General features: G+C 75.4%; 15 protein-coding genes and 1 pseudogene. 13 read left to right on the forward strand and 3 right to left on the reverse strand.

Annotated elements, in window-relative coordinates:
- The first annotated feature begins 97 nt into the window (after positions 1 to 97).
- Entirely contained in the window at positions 98 to 1,720 is a 1,623-nt protein-coding gene (gene ffh, locus EV188_RS04095; protein ID WP_133824906.1) for a signal recognition particle protein, read from the forward strand.
- Here ffh and EV188_RS04100 read toward each other — a convergent pair whose 3' ends face one another.
- On the reverse strand, positions 1,721 to 2,119 hold the full coding sequence (locus EV188_RS04100; protein ID WP_243741456.1) for an MmcQ/YjbR family DNA-binding protein: 399 nt from the start codon (positions 2,117 to 2,119) through the stop codon (positions 1,721 to 1,723).
- A 38-nt stretch (positions 2,120 to 2,157) separates the two neighbouring features.
- Here EV188_RS04100 and EV188_RS04105 point away from each other — a divergent pair, with 38 nt between their 5' ends.
- Positions 2,158 to 3,252 carry an amidohydrolase family protein gene (locus EV188_RS04105; RefSeq protein WP_133824907.1) on the forward strand — a complete coding sequence of 365 codons (1,095 nt, stop codon included), beginning with the start codon at positions 2,158 to 2,160 and terminating at the stop codon, positions 3,250 to 3,252.
- A gap of 61 nt (positions 3,253 to 3,313) precedes the next feature.
- On the opposite strand, the gene EV188_RS04110 is transcribed toward EV188_RS04105, so the two are convergent.
- Positions 3,314 to 4,738 carry an MFS transporter gene (locus EV188_RS04110; protein ID WP_243741457.1) on the reverse strand — a complete coding sequence of 475 codons (1,425 nt, stop codon included), beginning with the start codon at positions 4,736 to 4,738 and terminating at the stop codon, positions 3,314 to 3,316.
- A 55-nt stretch (positions 4,739 to 4,793) separates the two neighbouring features.
- Here EV188_RS04110 and EV188_RS04115 point away from each other — a divergent pair, with 55 nt between their 5' ends.
- The 5 genes and pseudogenes from EV188_RS04115 to EV188_RS04135 all read left to right on the forward strand — a co-directional run bounded on the left by EV188_RS04115 (position 4,794) and on the right by EV188_RS04135 (position 8,752).
- The gene (locus EV188_RS04115; protein ID WP_243741458.1) at positions 4,794 to 5,543 is read left to right on the forward strand and encodes a LamB/YcsF family protein; all 750 of its coding nucleotides are present in this window, start codon (positions 4,794 to 4,796) and stop codon (positions 5,541 to 5,543) included.
- A gap of 124 nt (positions 5,544 to 5,667) precedes the next feature.
- Positions 5,668 to 6,000 (forward strand): annotated as a pseudogene (rpsP, locus tag EV188_RS04120) (30S ribosomal protein S16); the annotation flags it as partial.
- Between the two features lie 58 nt (positions 6,001 to 6,058).
- Positions 6,059 to 6,298 (forward strand): RNA-binding protein, encoded by a 240-nt coding sequence (locus tag EV188_RS04125; protein WP_133824910.1) that lies wholly within the window; start codon positions 6,059 to 6,061, stop codon positions 6,296 to 6,298.
- Positions 6,299 to 6,308: 10 nt separating this feature from the next.
- Positions 6,309 to 6,848 carry a ribosome maturation factor RimM gene (gene rimM, locus EV188_RS04130; RefSeq protein ID WP_133824911.1) on the forward strand — a complete coding sequence of 180 codons (540 nt, stop codon included), beginning with the start codon at positions 6,309 to 6,311 and terminating at the stop codon, positions 6,846 to 6,848.
- A gap of 5 nt (positions 6,849 to 6,853) precedes the next feature.
- Entirely contained in the window at positions 6,854 to 8,752 is a 1,899-nt protein-coding gene (locus EV188_RS04135; RefSeq protein ID WP_133824912.1) for an ABC transporter ATP-binding protein, read from the forward strand.
- A gap of 4 nt (positions 8,753 to 8,756) precedes the next feature.
- On the opposite strand, the gene EV188_RS04140 is transcribed toward EV188_RS04135, so the two are convergent.
- A complete protein-coding gene (locus EV188_RS04140; RefSeq protein ID WP_208113967.1) occupies positions 8,757 to 9,485 on the reverse strand; it encodes an MgtC/SapB family protein in 729 nt (242 codons plus the stop codon).
- A 45-nt stretch (positions 9,486 to 9,530) separates the two neighbouring features.
- Between EV188_RS04140 and trmD the strand changes: the two genes are divergently transcribed.
- From trmD to EV188_RS04170, 6 genes are all read left to right on the forward strand, one after another.
- Entirely contained in the window at positions 9,531 to 10,379 is an 849-nt protein-coding gene (gene trmD, locus EV188_RS04145) for a tRNA (guanosine(37)-N1)-methyltransferase TrmD (RefSeq protein ID WP_133824913.1), read from the forward strand.
- A 101-nt stretch (positions 10,380 to 10,480) separates the two neighbouring features.
- Positions 10,481 to 10,840 (forward strand): 50S ribosomal protein L19, encoded by a 360-nt coding sequence (gene rplS, locus EV188_RS04150; RefSeq protein WP_133824914.1) that lies wholly within the window; start codon positions 10,481 to 10,483, stop codon positions 10,838 to 10,840.
- Between the two features lie 1,008 nt (positions 10,841 to 11,848).
- Positions 11,849 to 12,811 carry a signal peptidase I gene (lepB, locus tag EV188_RS04155; RefSeq protein ID WP_133825396.1) on the forward strand — a complete coding sequence of 321 codons (963 nt, stop codon included), beginning with the start codon at positions 11,849 to 11,851 and terminating at the stop codon, positions 12,809 to 12,811.
- A 152-nt stretch (positions 12,812 to 12,963) separates the two neighbouring features.
- Positions 12,964 to 13,752, forward strand: a complete 789-nt coding sequence (locus EV188_RS04160) for a ribonuclease HII (RefSeq protein ID WP_424922916.1) — start codon at positions 12,964 to 12,966, stop codon at positions 13,750 to 13,752.
- The gene (locus EV188_RS04165; protein ID WP_133824915.1) at positions 13,749 to 14,069 is read left to right on the forward strand and encodes a DUF2469 domain-containing protein; all 321 of its coding nucleotides are present in this window, start codon (positions 13,749 to 13,751) and stop codon (positions 14,067 to 14,069) included. Before EV188_RS04160 ends, EV188_RS04165 begins: the two co-directional genes overlap by 4 nt.
- 163 nt (positions 14,070 to 14,232) lie before the next feature.
- A complete protein-coding gene (locus EV188_RS04170; protein WP_133824916.1) occupies positions 14,233 to 14,631 on the forward strand; it encodes a YraN family protein in 399 nt (132 codons plus the stop codon).
- The last annotated feature ends 1 nt before the right edge of the window (position 14,632 follow it).

Consider the following 14,632-nt stretch of genomic DNA (forward strand, 5'->3'; position numbering starts at 1 on the left):
GCGGGGCGGGCCCCGGTCACGCGACCGTTAGGCTGGGGGTTCGTCCTGCGCCATGCCTCCCGGCGCCTCATTCGACAGATCGAGGAGTGCGAGCGCCGTGTTCGACGCCCTGTCCGACCGCCTCACGTCGGTCCTGTCCGACCTGCGCGGGAAGGGTCGGCTCTCCGAGACCGACATCGACACGACGTGCCGCGAGATCCGCATCGCGCTGCTCGAGGCCGACGTCGCCCTGCCCGTGGTCCGGGGCTTCGTCAAGCAGGTCAAGGAGCGGGCGCGCGGCGCCGAGGTCTCCGAGGCGCTGAACCCCGCGCAGCAGGTCGTCAAGATCGTCAACGAGGAGCTCGTCGGCATCCTCGGCGGCGAGACCCGCCGCCTGCGCTTCGCGAAGCAGCCGCCGACCGTGATCATGCTCGCCGGCCTGCAGGGCTCCGGCAAGACGACGCTCGCCGGCAAGCTCGCGTTCTGGCTCAAGAGCCAGGGCCACACCCCGATGCTCGCGGCCTGCGACCTCCAGCGCCCCAACGCCGTCAACCAGCTGCAGATCGTCGGCGAGCGCGCCGGCGTCGAGGTGTTCGCGCCCGAGCCCGGCAACGGCGTCGGCGACCCGGTCGACGTCGCCCGCCGCGCCGTCGCCGACGCGCGCAGCCGCCAGTACGACGTGCTCGTCGTCGACACCGCCGGCCGTCTCGGTGTCGACGAGGAGCTGATGCGCCAGGCCGCGGACATCCGCGACGCCGTGACGCCCGACGAGACGCTGTTCGTCCTCGACGCCATGGTCGGCCAGGACGCCGTCACCACGGCCGAGGCCTTCCGCGACGGCGTCGGCTTCTCCGGCGTGGTGCTGACCAAGCTCGACGGCGACGCTCGCGGTGGTGCCGCGCTGTCGGTCCGCGAGGTCACCGGCGAGCCGATCCTCTTCGCCTCCAACGGCGAGAAGCTCGACGAGTTCGACGTCTTCCACCCCGACCGGATGGCCTCGCGCATCCTCGGCATGGGCGACGTGCTCACGCTCATCGAGCAGGCCGAGCAGGCCTTCGAGGAGGGCCAGGCCGAGGCCGCCGCGGCCAAGATGGGCACCGGCGAGCTGACGCTCGAGGACTTCCTCGAGCAGATGATGGCCGTGCGCAAGATGGGCCCGATCGCGAACGTGCTGGGCATGCTCCCCGGCGCGAACCAGATGAAGGACCAGCTCGCGGGGCTCGACGAGAAGCACCTCGACCGCGTCCAGGCGATCATCCGCGGCATGACGCCCGCCGAGCGGGCCGACCCGAAGATCATCAACGGGTCGCGCCGGCTGCGGATCGCGAACGGCTCGGGCGTCGGGGTCACGGACGTCAACCAGCTGGTCGAGCGGTTCTTCGAGGCCCGCAAGATGATGAAGAACATGGCCGGCCAGTTCGGGCTGCCGGGCATGGGCGGCGGGCGCAAGGGCAAGCGGCAGGCGGCGAAGGCCGCGGTCAAGGGGCGGAAGGGTCCCAAGCAGATGCCGGCGATCGCGGGCATCGCCCAGGAGAGCACCGGGCAGCAGGACCGCGGCGAGCGCTCGGTCGGCAGCTACCAGACCCCGGGCCTCAACCAGCTCCCGCCGGCGCTGGCGGGCATGAACGAGCTGCCCGCGGGCTTCGACCCGTCGGCCCTGACCTTCCCCGGCAACGCCGGCGGCGGTGGCTCCCGCGGCAACGGCGGGGGCAAGAAGGGCAACAAGAAGAAGCGGAAGTAGCTAGCCCTCCAGCCACTTCTCCCGCCGCCGGTTCGACGCCCGCGCCAGCCAGGCGTCCTGCACGATCTCGGTCAGCTCCTCGCGGGAGATGCGGTCGAGGTGCGCCGCGCGCAGCAGCACCGAGAGGTGCCCGTCGAAGCGCGGCGTGGTGAAGAACGGCGTGGACGCGTCGTGCACGAGCGCGTCCTTGTCCTCCTCGGACTCGACCCAGAACATGATCACGTCGGGGTACTTCTCGCCGGTCTCCGGGTCGCGGGCGTCGGGCTGCGGGGTCCGGAAGAACACGAACGACTTCCCGCCGACCTGGTAGACGGTGTTGCCCTTCGGTCCCTCGAGCGCGGTGACGTGCGGCATCGCGGCCGCGAGGGCGTGGACGTCCTCCACGCGGGCGGGGTTCACGGGGCGAGCCTAGGTCGCGGCTGGCTACCCTCCCGGCCATGGCGATCCCCTCGGCCCTGCACCTGCGCGGCGTCCTCCTCGACGGCACGGCGGAGGGGGAGCGCGCCGGCGAGCTGTGGGTCACCGCGGAGGGGCGGATCAGCCTCGACCCGGTGCCCGACGCCGAGACGGTGGCCGACGGCGGGTGGATCCTCCCGGGCCTGGTCGACGCCCACTGCCACGTCGGCATCGGCCCCGACGGCCCCGTCGAGCTCGAGGAGGCCCGCGAGCAGGGGCACACCGACGCCGCCGCGGGCGCGCTGCTGCTGCGCGACTGCGGCAGCCCCGTCGACACCCGCCCGCTCGACGACGACCCGCGGATGCCGGAGATCGTCCGCGCCGGGCGCCACCTCGCCCGGCCCAAGCGCTACATCCGCGGGCTGCCGATCGACGTCGAGCCCGACGAGCTGCCCGCCGCCGTCGCCGAGACCGCGCGCGCCAACCCGTGGGTGAAGCTGGTCGGCGACTGGATCGAGCGCGAGGAGGGGGACCTCGCGCCGCTGTGGCCCGACGACGTGCTGCGCGCCGCGATCGACGCCGCGCACGCCGAGGGCGCGCGGGTCACCGCCCACGTCTTCGGCGAGGACGCGCTGCCGGGGCTGATCGGGGCGGGCATCGACGGCATCGAGCACGGCACCGGGCTGACCGACGACACCATCGCGATGATGGTCGAGCGCGGCACGGTGCTGGTCCCGACCGTGATCAACGTCGAGAACTTCCCGTCGTTCGCCGACGCGGCCGGCGAGAAGTTCCCCCGCTACGGCACCCACATGCGCGAGCTCTACGCCCGCGCGCCGCGCACCTTCGCCGTCGCGATCGAGGCGGGCGTGCCGGTGTTCGCGGGCACCGACGCCGGCGGCGGCATCGTCCACGGCCGGATCGTCGACGAGGTCGCCGCGCTGGCGGGGATCGGGCTCGGGCCGGCGCGGGCGTTCGCCGCGGCGTGCGGCGACGCGCGGGCGTGGCTGGGGCGCCCGGGCCTGGTCGACGGCGCCCCCGCGGACCTCGTCGTCACCACCGAGGACCCCCGGGTGGACACCGACACGCTGCGCGCGCCGCGGCTGGTGCTGCGGGCGGGGACGTCGCTGCGCTGACGCCGGGCGGAGCGAGGGCGTCCCCGCCTGCGTGGGACGCAGCCGGGGAGTCCCTCGCTCGCTAGGTCCGCGCCGGGAGCCGCCGGGACAGCGCGATCGCCGCGACGAGCACGGCGGCGATCACCAGCAGGGCGTCGGAGAACGCGGCGCCCGCGCCGTCGTGCAGCGGATTCCAGGACCCGGCGCCGCCCGCGGTGCGCGCCGCGAGGACGGTGCCGAGCACGGCCGCGCCCGTCCCGCCGCCGAGGAAGAACGCGCCCTGGTAGATGCCGAGCCCGACCCCGGCGTGCTCGGTCGGGACCGCGGCGGCCACCGCGTTGATCAGCGGCGAGGTGATCGACGCGAGCGCGAGGCCGACCGCGAACGTCACCGCGGACAGGACCACCGCCGACCCGCCCGCCACGGTCGAGAGCGCCGCGACGGCCGCGAGCAGCAGCGTCAGCCCGATCCCGACGAGCCGGCGCGGGCCGAGGCGGTCGGACAGCCGGCCCGCCGGCGAGGACAGGGCGGCGACCGCGAGCGCGCCGGGCAGCAGGACCAGGCCCACGTGCCCGACGCCGAGCCCGTTGACGGTCGCGACCAGCAGCGGCACGAGCAGGATCGTGCCGAGGTAGCAGAACATCGCGAGGAACCCGACCGCCACGGCCGTGAGGAACGGGCCGTGGGCCAGCAGCGACGGCGGGACGAACGGGCGGGGCGTGCGCCGGATGCGCAGCGCGAACCCGCCCGCGAGCACAACGGCCAGGAGCACCGCGCCCCACGCCGACGGCGCGAGGATCCCCGTCTGCTGGGCGCGCGTGAGGCCGAAGAGGCCCATCCCGACGGCGCCGCCGAGCAGCGCGCCGCCCACGAGGTCGATCTGGCGCCACGACGGGTCGGCGCTCTGCCGGCCGTCGGGGAGCACCCGCGGCGCGATCACGAGCAACGGCGCGACCAGCAGCGCGGCGCCGAGGAACGGCCAGCGCCACCCGGCGAGCTCGGCGACGAACCCGGCCAGCGGCGGCCCCAGCGCCTGCCCCGCGCCGACCCCGGTGCCGACGATCCCGAAGCCGAACCCGCGGCGGCCCGGTGGCAGCGCCCGCGCGACCGCCACCGACCCGAGGGCGGGCACCGCGGCGCTGCCGAGGCCCTGCAGCACCCGCCCGACGAGGTGCACGCCGATGCTCGGGGCCAGCCCCGCGATCACCGAGCCGACGAGGAACACCGCGATCCCGGCGGCGAACACCCGGCGCACGCCGAAGACGTCGGCGATGCGCCCGTAGAGCGGCGTGGCGACCGCGAAGCTCAGCGAGAACGCGGTGACGACCCAGGCGAGGCTGCCGGGGGAGGCGACGTAGTCGCGCCCGATCTCGGGGACCAGGACCAGCACCATGCTGTTGGCGAGCACCGCGACCGCCACCGCGACCAGCAGCACGCCGAGCAACAGGCCGACGCGGACGGGGGGTTCCTCCTCGACGGCGACGGGCGCCGTCAGCGGATCACTCACGGGGACAGACTGCGCCCTCGAGTGCGCTCCAGGTCAAGCTCCTAGGGTGGGGAGAGTGCGCATCGACCTCAACGCCGACCTCGCCGAGGGCTTCGGGATCTGGTCGCTCACCGACGACGACGCGCTGCTCGACGTGATCACCTCGGCGAACGTGGCGTGCGGCTTCCACGCGGGCGACCCGCTGACGATGCAGCGGGTCGCCGCGGCGGCGGTCGAGCGCGGCGTGGCCGTCGGCGCGCAGGTGTCCTACCGCGACCTGGCGGGCTTCGGTCGCCGGTTCGTCGACGCCGACCCCGCCGAGCTCACCGCGGACCTGGTCTACCAGGTCGGGGCGCTGCGGGAGTTCACGCGGGCGGCGGGCGGGGAGCTCGCCTACCTCAAGCCCCACGGCGCGCTCTACAACGCCGTCGTGCACCACGACGCCCAGGCCGGCGCCGTCGTCGCGGCCGCCGAGCAGGCAGGCCTGCCGGTGCTCGGGCTCCCGGGCTCGCGGTTCCTCGCGCGGGCGGCCGAGGCGGGCCTGACCACGTACGCCGAGGCGTTCGGCGACCGCGGCTACACCTCCGACGGCACCCTCGTGCCCCGCCGCGAGCCCGGCGCGCTGCTGCCCGACGCCGACGCGGTCGTCGAGCGTGCCCGCCGGCTGGCCACCGACGGCGTGATCGTCGCGGTCGACGGCACCGAGATCCCCACCGAGGCCGCCTCGCTCTGCCTGCACGGGGACACCCCGGACGCGGTGACCTCGGCCCGGCGCGTCGCCGAGGCCCTCCGCGACGCCGGGGTCACCCTCGCGCCGTTCGCCTGAGTGGCCGTCTGGCACAATCGACGAGTTGTCACGGCACGACCGTGACCACGCACGAGCGGGCACGCCGCCCCGGAGGTCCTCCTCGGCAGGGCGGCCCCGACCATCGACCGAGGAGTACCCAGCAGTGGCTGTCAAGATCAAGCTCGCCCGCATCGGCAAGATTCGCGAGCCGCACTACCGCGTCGTCATCGCCGACGCGAAGAACCGCCGTGACGGTCGTGTCATCGAGACGATCGGCGAGTACCACCCCAAGAGCCAGCCGAGCGTCATCAAGATCAACTCGGAGCGCGCGCAGTACTGGCTGGGCGTCGGCGCCATCCCGACCGAGCCGGTCCACGGCCTGCTCAAGGTCACCGGCGACTGGCAGAAGTTCAAGGGCCTCCCCGGCGCCGAGGGCAAGCTCCAGCCGCAGCCGGAGAAGGTCGACAAGCAGGCCCGCTTCAACGAGGAGCTGGCCAAGGTTTCCGGCTCCGCGGAGTGAGCGACACGCAGCGCAGCGGAGCTGGAGCCCTTCGATGAGCGAGCTCGCCGAGGCGCTCGAGCACCTCGTGCGCGGCATCGTCGCCCACCCCGACGAGGTCGCCGTCGACCTCGTGACCAACCGCCGCGGTCGCACCCTCGAGGTCCGGGTCCACCCCGACGACCTCGGCAAGGTGATCGGCCGCAACGGCCGCACGGCCACCGCCCTGCGCACCGTCGTCGGCGGCATCGGCGGCCGTGGCGTGCGTGTCGACGTCGTCGACACCGACCGCTGAGCACGGCACCGTGACCGCTCCGTCCGACGACCAGCGCGTCGTCGGCCGGGTCGTCAAGGCCCACGGCCTGCGCGGAGAGCTCGTCGTCGAGCCCCGTACCGACAACGTCGAGGCCCGGTTCGCCCCGGGCACCGTGCTGTTGGTGCGGGGCTCGCGCCTGTCGCAGGTCACGTCCGTCACCGTCGTCGCCGCCCGCCGTCACGGCGACCGGCTGCTCGTGACGGTCGAGGAGGTCGGCGACCGCGACGGCGCCGAGGCCCTGCGGACCGCGGAGCTCACGGCGGCAGCGCTCGCCGAGGCGCCCGACGACCCCGACGAGTTCCACGACCACCAGCTCGAGGGCCTCACCGCGGTGCTCACCGACGGGACGGCCGTCGGGACGGTCACCGCGGTCCTGCACGGGGTGGGCGGCGAGCTGCTCTCCGTCGACCGCGTCGAGGGCGGCGAGCTGCTCGTGCCGTTCGTGGCCGCGATCGTCCCCGAGGTCGACGTGGCCGGCGGACGGCTCGTGCTCGATCCCCCGGAAGGCCTGCTCGACCCCGCAGACTGACACCCGTGGGGGACGCGGGGGAGTCGGGGCGCCGGACGCTGTTCGGGGCCGAGGAGCTGGAGACGCCGGCCTGGGCCCTCGGGCTCGAGGCGACGGCGCAGGCCGGGCCGCTGGCGGTCGCGCGGGCGGTGCCGCGGACGGTCGCGATCCTGACCCGATGGGCGTGGCAGGGCTCGCGGCGCTGGACCGCGCTCGCCGTCGTCGTGCACCTCGTGTCCGGCGTCGTCACGGCCTTCGGGCTGCTGGCGACGGCCGACGTGTTCTCGAGGCTGCTGGCCGAGGGCCCCACCCCGGAACGCGTCGTGGCCGCCCTGCCCGCCCTCGCCGTGGTCGTCGCGGCGCTGGCCGCGCGGGGGCTGCTCGACGCCGCGGCCGGCGCGGTCACCGCCGAGCTGGTGCCGCGCGTCGAGCGCCGCGTGCAGACCGACCTCTACACCGCCCTGGTCGCCGTCGACCTCGTCGCGTTCGACGACGCCGACTTCACGGCGCTCGTCGACCGCGCCGAGCACTCGGTGACGCGGATCCGGATGGGGGCGAGCGTCGTCGGCGACCTGGTGTCCGGGTCGGTCGCGGTGGTCGCGTCGGTGGTCGCCGCCGGGATCGTGCACCCCCTGCTCGCGCCGATCGTGCTGCTCGCCGGCCTGCCGCAGGCGTGGGCCGCCGTCTCCGGGGTCCGGCTGATGTTCGCCTCGACGCTGCGCACGATCGCGCAGGCCCGCCGCCTCGCGGTGGTCGGCGACCTCATCTCGCGGCGGGACAACGCCGCCGAGGTGCGGGCGTTCACGGTGGGCGGGGTGCTCGCCGACGAGCACGAGCGCCTCGCGACCGAGCTCTCCCGCGAGGGCATCCGGGTCGAGCAGCGCCGCAACGCGCTCGTCACGGTCGGGCGTGCGGCGTCCGGCGTCGCGACCGCGCTGGGCTACGTCGCGGTGGGCCTGCTCGTCTACACCGGCGGGCTCGCGCTGCCGCTGGCCGGCACGGCGGTGGTCGCGATGCGCGCGGCGTCGAGCGCGGTGCAGACGTCGGTGTTCGGCGCGAACCTGCTGTTCGAGGCCGGGCTGTTCGTCGAGCTGTACACGCGGTGCGTGGAGGACGCCCGCTCGCGGCGGCGCGCCCCGGCCGGTCCGGCGCCGGGGGCGCCCGAGGTCGTCGAGCTGGACGGCGTGACGTTCCGCTACCCGGGCCAGGAGGTCCCGGCCCTGGCCGACGTCGGGCTCACGCTGCGCCGCGGCGAGGTCGTCGCGCTGGTGGGGGAGAACGGTTCGGGGAAGTCGACGCTGGCGAAGCTGCTGGTCGGGCTCTACCTGCCCACCGAGGGCCGGGTGCGGTGGAACGGGCGGGACCTGCGCGAGACCGACTCGGCGGCCGCCCTCGAGCACGTCGCGCTGGTGGCGCAGGCGCCCGTGCAGTGGCCGCTGCGCGCCGACGACAACGTCCGCATCGGGCGCCTCGACCGCGACGACCCCGCCGACCGGGCCTACGAGGACGCGCTCGGGCGCTCCGGGGCCGCCGAGGTCGTCGACGACCTGCCGCGCGGGCGCGCCACCGTGCTCTCCCGCGCCTTCCAGGGCGGGCGCGACCTCTCCGGCGGGCAGTGGCAGCGGATGGCGGTGGCGCGCGGGCTCTACCGCGACGCCCCGCTGGTGGTGGCCGACGAGCCGACCGCCGCCCTCGACGCCCGCGCCGAGCACGCCGTCTTCTCGTCGCTGCGCGAGCTCTCGGCGGGCGGCGACCGGATCACGGTGCTCGTGACGCACCGCCTCGCGAACGTCCGCACCGCCGACCGCATCGTGGTGCTCGAGGGCGGCCGGATCACCGCGCAGGGCACCCACGACGAGCTCATGGCCGCGGGCGGGCTCTACCGGGAGCTGTTCGCGCTCCAGGGCCGCGCGTACGCCGCCTGAGCGGCTACTCCTCCTCGGTCGGGACCCCCACGGCCAGGACGCCCGGCAGTTCCGAGAGCTCGCCGGACAGCGGCGCGAGCGGGCCGCGCCCGGACAGCGAGAGCGTCACCGTCGCGACGTGGGTCGTGCCGTCCGTGCCCCCGGCGCCGTCGGTCGCGTCCTCGCGGTCGACGTGCATGCCGGCGACGGCGAACCCCCGCTCCGTGCAGATCGAGAGCACCCGGCGCAGCACCCCGCGTCCGTCGGCGTAGGAGAGGGTCACGTCGCGCGGCACCGTCGACGAGCGCGTGACCCAGCGGGCGAGCGGGCGGTAGCCCCGCGTCACGAGGTAGTGGACGGCCGTGCCGCCGATCGCGAGCAGCGGCAGGCCGGCACCGCACGCCGTCCCCACCGCGGCGGCGGTCCAGACCGTGGCCGCGGTCGTCAGCCCGCGGACCGCGTCGCGGCGCACGAAGATCAGCCCGCCGCCGATGAAGCCGATGCCGGAGACGATCTGGGCCGCGACGCGCGAGGGGTCGAGCGCGATGTCGGGGGAGCTGAGCAGGTCGTTGAAGCCGTACTTCGAGATCAGCATGAACGCGGCCGAGCCGACGCCGACCAGCGTGTGCGTGCGCAGACCCGCGCTCTTGGCCGCCAGCTCGCGCTCGAGGCCGATCAGCGTGCACAGCACCACCGCCAGCGCCAGCGGCGCCAGCAGGCGCCACTCCTGCGGGTAGGACAGGAACTGCTCCACCCCTCGCCACCTCCCGCGCACGTGTCAGGGGCAGGATCGTGCCCGATGCGCATCGACGTCGTCACGATCTTCCCGGGCTACCTCGCCCCGCTCGACGAGGCACTCGTCGGGCGGGCGCGGCGCGCCGGCCTGCTCGACGTCCGGGTCCACGACCTGCGCGGATGGGCGTCCGGCGTGCACAAGGCCGTCGACGACTCGCCCTACGGCGGCGGCCCCGGGATGCTGATGACGGCGCCCGTGTGGGGGGCGGCGCTCGACGAGGTGACCGCTTCCGGGGACGGGGTCCCCCGCCTGCTCGTGCCCACCCCCGCGGGCGCGCCGCTCACCCAGCGCCGCGCGGCGGGGTGGGCGTCGGAGCCGTGGCTCGTGCTCGCCTGTGGGCGCTACGAGGGCATCGACGCGCGCGTGCTCGCCGACGCCGGGCGCCGGATGCCCGTCGAGGAGGTCTCGCTCGGCGACTACGTGCTCGCCGGCGGGGAGGTCGCGGCGCTGGTGGTCGTCGAGGCGGTGTCGCGGCTGGTCCCCGGTGTGCTGGGCAACCCGGCGTCGGCGGAGCTGGACAGCTTCGCGGAAGGAACCGGCGGTCTGCTCGAGGCGCCGGCCTACACGCGGCCCGAGCAGTGGCGCGGGCTCGACGTCCCCGACGTCCTGCGCGGCGGCAACCACGCCGTCGTCGACCGGTGGCGCCGCGACCGCTCGCTCGAGCGCACCGCGGCCGTGCGCCCCGACCTGCTCGACGCACTCGTCGCCCGGCACGGCGCCGACGCCTTCGACGCCCGCGACCGCGAGGTGCTCGCGGCGTGCGGGTACGACCCGGCCCCCGGGCCCCGCGCGGCGGCATGGCAGACTGGGGAGGTTGCCGCGGACGGCGGACGACCCGATCAGGGTCGCTGAGCGCCGTCCCGCCGCCCGAGAACCGCTTCTCCTCGGCAGACCAGGTCACCCGCCCGCGGGCGCCTGGTCACCGGGGCCGTGAGACCGCGAGGACGCTGACGATGAACGCCCTGGACGAGCTCGACGCCAAGTCGCTGCGCTCCGACATCCCCGACTTCCGTGCCGGGGACACCGTGAAGGTGCACGTCCGGGTCATCGAGGGTTCACGCTCTCGTGTACAGGTCTTCCAGGGTGTCGTCATCCGCCGCCACGGTGGCGGCCTGCGCGAGACGTTCACCGTCCGCAAGGTCTCCTTCGGCGTCGGGGTGGAGCGCACCTTCCCGGTGCACTCACCCAACATCGCGGAGATCGAGGTCGTCACCCGCGGTGACGTCCGGCGCGCGAAGCTGTACTACCTCCGTGAGCGTCGGGGCAAGGCCGCGAAGATCCGCGAGAAGCGCGAGACCACGCCGGCCTCCTGAGCCGACGCGACCCGGTCTCCTAACCTGAAGCGCGTGCGTCCCCAGGAGCCAGGCGGGCCCCCGTTCCGGAGTCACGGAACGGGCGGCGAGACGACTCGTACCGACGCCCCGGGACGAGGGGCGCATGCACGGCCGGAGGACGACGCCGACGCCGACCCGTACGGCGACGTCCCGGCCCACGGGCCCAGCGGCCACGCGCCCTACGGCTCGTCCGGCTGGAGCGGCTCCGACCGCCCCGCCGACGGCGACGCCGCGTACGGCGACGTCGGCGGGTACGCGAACGGCCGTCCGTCGGACCCGGGGAACGGGTACGGGGGCGGCTACCCGGACGGCAACGGCGTCGGCCACGGGCCGGTGTACGGCGGTCCGGACGGCTACGGCGCCCCCAACGGCCACGGCGCCCCCAACAGCAACGGGTATGGCAACGGCTCCGTGGACGGCTACGGCGACGGTTACGGCGACCCGGCGGTCGGCATGAACGGCCGGTCCGCGCCGCCTCCCCCCAACGACGCCGGCCGCGGCTACCCGGGTCCCGGCGGCCACCCGGAGCCGCACGGCGCGGTCGCACCGCCCGCGGGCCCGTGGGGCTCGGAGTGGGGTGCGGGACGCCCGGCCCCGCCGCCCCCGGGCGGGTACGGAGGCCCGCGGCCCGACGGCCGTCCCGTGGGCCCGCCCCCGCCGCACCCCCACGGCCAGCAGGCCCGCCCGATGGCCCAGCCCGTCTCGCCGCCCGTGCCGCCGCAGAGCACCGGCCCGGCCGGGCCCCCGCCCGGCCCTCCGCCGCCGCGGCCGCCGGCTGCCCCCTCGGGGACACCGGCCGCCGGCGGTGCCGAGGACACCCAGGCAGCGACCCCGTCCGCGAGCCCGGCGGACACCGGTCTCGCCGGCTCCGACGGCTTCGCTTCCCGCGCCCCGCGTCCGCGCGACGACGCCGCCCCGTCGTCGACCACGGCCACCACCACGGCGATCACCGGCGGCGGGGTCGTCCCCGGCCGCCACCGCCGCGGCATGGCCGCACCGGGCGACGAGGTGCCCGACGAGGCCGAGGACGCCGTCCCCGCCGGCGCCGGGCGTCACGGCAGCGACAAGGGCGGTCGCGGCAAGGGCAAGACGAAAAAGAAGGGCTCGTTCTGGCGCGAGCTCCCGCTGCTCATCGTCGTCGCCGTCGTCCTGACCTTCGTCATCCAGACGTTCCTGGCGCGCATCTACGTCATCCCGTCGGCCTCGATGGAGCGCACGCTCCACGGCTGCAACGGCTGCGCCAACGACCGCGTCGCCGTCGACAAGCTCACCTACCGGTTCTCCGACCCGGCGCCCGGCGACGTCGTGGTGTTCCGCGGGCCGCCGACGTGGGGCGACAACGGCGAGGTCTCCGGCGAGCAGCCGTCGGGGAACGTGCTGGTCCGCGGCCTGCAGAGCGGGCTGTCGCTGGTCGGCCTGGCGCCGCCGAACGAGAAGGACTTCGTCAAGCGCGTCATCGCCACCGGCGGGCAGACCGTCGCGTGCTGCGACCCGCAGAATCGCGTGACGGTCGACGGCCAGCCCCTCGACGAGCCGTACATCTACTACCAGCCCAACCTCGGGCGCACCCAGGCGGACTTCGCGCCGGTGCGCGTGCCCGAGGGCCAGCTGTGGGTGATGGGCGACAACCGCAACAACTCGGCGGACGCCCGCGTGCACGGCCCGATCGGCGTCACCGACGTGATCGGCAAGGCCCGCGTGATCGTGCTGCCGGTCGGCCGGTGGGGCGGCGTGCCCGACACCGACCCGCAGGCCCGCCCGTCGGCGCTCGGCGCGCCCGTGTGGACCTCCGGCGCGCCGCTCGCGGCCGGGGTCCTCGGCGCGATCCCGCTCGTCGTGGTCACCCGGCGGGTGCGCCGGCGGTGGACGTCGCAGGACGGGTGGACCTCCCAGACTTCTCGGCCCGGCGAGCCCGCATCCGCACCTCCGTCCCCCGATCCCGGCCGGTGACCGCGGGGGACGCAGCGGAGCCGAGGTCGTCCTCCGGCTCCGGACAGGACGCGGGTGGCCGGTGCCCGACCGGCCGGCCCGGCACCGGCCGTCGCCCGGCCCGCAAGCGCAAGCCGCTGCCGCCGCGCACGGGGGTCCAGCCGCCGCGCGCGATCGTGCGGCGCAGCACCGAGAGCTGGGCGCTGCAGTCGGCCCTCGAGCGCCACGGGCTCGGGCCGGTGGTCGGCGTCGACGAGGCCGGGCGGGGCGCCTGCGCGGGCCCGCTCGCGGTCGCGGCCTGCATCCTGCGGCCCGGGGACGCCGCCCGCTTCGAGGGCCTCACGGACTCGAAGCTGCTCAGCGCCGAGGAGCGCGAGGGCTTCTTCACGACGATCCAGCGCCGCGCGGTCGACTGGCGTGTCGTGCTCGTCGACCCGCCGGAGGTCGACCGCCGCGGGGTGCACATCGCGAACATCGACGGGATGCGCCGGGCCGTGGCGCGCCTCGACGTGCGCCCCGGCTACGTGCTCACCGACGGCTTCCCCGTCACCGGCTTCGGCGTGCCCTCGCTCGCCGTGCCCAAGGGCGACCTGGCGGCGGCGTGCGTCGCGGCCGCGTCGATCCTGGCGAAGGTCACCCGGGACCGCCTGATGACCGAGCTGCACGACCGCCACCCGGAGTACCGCTTCAACCTCCACAAGGGCTACTGCACGCCGACGCACACCGCAGCGCTGACGGAGCACGGCCCGTGCCCGGAGCACCGCTTCAGCTTCGTCAACGTCGCCGCGGCCGCCCGGGGACGGAGCCTGGACGGCTTCCCGGCGGGCGTACGCCACAATGGGACGGTGACCGTCGACGACGTGTCCGCCGAGAGCGGGGAGGCCGACGAGCTCGTGGCGCCGGAGGACGCGTTCGACGGGCCCGAGGACATGGAGGAGTTCGAGGGGGGAGAGGTGCGATGAGCGCGGAGGATCTCGAGAAGTACGAGACCGACATGGAGCTCTCGCTCTACCGCGAGTACCGCGACATCGTCTCGCAGTTCTCCTACGTGGTGGAGACCGAGCGCCGGTTCTACCTGGCCAACACCGTCGACGTCGCCGTCCGCAACGCCGACGGCGAGGTCTATTTCGAGGTCACCATGTCCGACGCGTGGGTGTGGGACATGTACCGCCCGGCCCGCTTCGTCAAGAACGTGCGCGTCGTGACGTTCAAGGACGTCAACGTCGAGGAGCTGGAGAAGCCCGACCTCCGGCTTGACGAGGGCCCGTTCAGCGGCTGAGGCTGCTCCGCGCGGGGTAGATGGGCCGCCGGCACGGCGCCGGTCCGTCCCCACTCCACCTGCCTGTCCCCAGGCGCCGGCCCGGTGCTTCTCCCCGGCGGCGCGCGCCCGCCACGCTCGATCCCGCCGCCGGAGGGCCCGGCGAGGACGAGGGGGCCGGGTCATGTCCACCACGCACGTTGCCGACGAGCCGCCTCCTGATCGCCGGGAGCTCGGGCGCCACGGCGAGGACGTGGCCGCCGAGCACCTCGCGGCCCGCGGCCTGACCGTGCTCGACCGCAACTGGCGCTGCCGGGAGGGCGAGCTCGACCTAATCGCCGCCGACGGCGAGCGTCTCGTCGTCGCCGAGGTGAAGACGCGGTCGGGCACCGGGTTCGGATTCCCCGCCGAGGCCGTGACGCGCGTGAAGGCGGCCCGCATCCGCCGGCTCGCCCAGCACTGGCTCGCCGAGCGCCACGCCGCTGGCGCGGCGGGCTTCGCCGAGGTGCGCTTCGACGTGCTCGCCGTCCTCGTGGTGCCCGGGGCGGCGCCGCAGGTCGAGCACTACGAGGGGGCGTTCTGAC

The sequence above is a fragment of the Actinomycetospora succinea genome, from assembly GCF_004363095.1.
Lineage (GTDB): Bacteria > Actinomycetota > Actinomycetes > Mycobacteriales > Pseudonocardiaceae > Actinomycetospora > Actinomycetospora succinea.

Coding starts and splice junctions, on each gene's coding strand:
- EV188_RS04125 (WP_133824910.1), top strand. CDS start 6,059: ATGAGCGAGCTCGCCGAGGCGCTCGAGCACCTCGTGCGCGGCATCGTC.
- EV188_RS04105 (WP_133824907.1), top strand. CDS start 2,158: ATGGCGATCCCCTCGGCCCTGCACCTGCGCGGCGTCCTCCTCGACGGC.
- rplS (WP_133824914.1), top strand. CDS start 10,481: ATGAACGCCCTGGACGAGCTCGACGCCAAGTCGCTGCGCTCCGACATC.
- EV188_RS04165 (WP_133824915.1), top strand. CDS start 13,749: ATGAGCGCGGAGGATCTCGAGAAGTACGAGACCGACATGGAGCTCTCG.
- trmD (WP_133824913.1), top strand. CDS start 9,531: ATGCGCATCGACGTCGTCACGATCTTCCCGGGCTACCTCGCCCCGCTC.
- lepB (WP_133825396.1), top strand. CDS start 11,849: ATGGCCGCACCGGGCGACGAGGTGCCCGACGAGGCCGAGGACGCCGTC.
- EV188_RS04170 (WP_133824916.1), top strand. CDS start 14,233: ATGTCCACCACGCACGTTGCCGACGAGCCGCCTCCTGATCGCCGGGAG.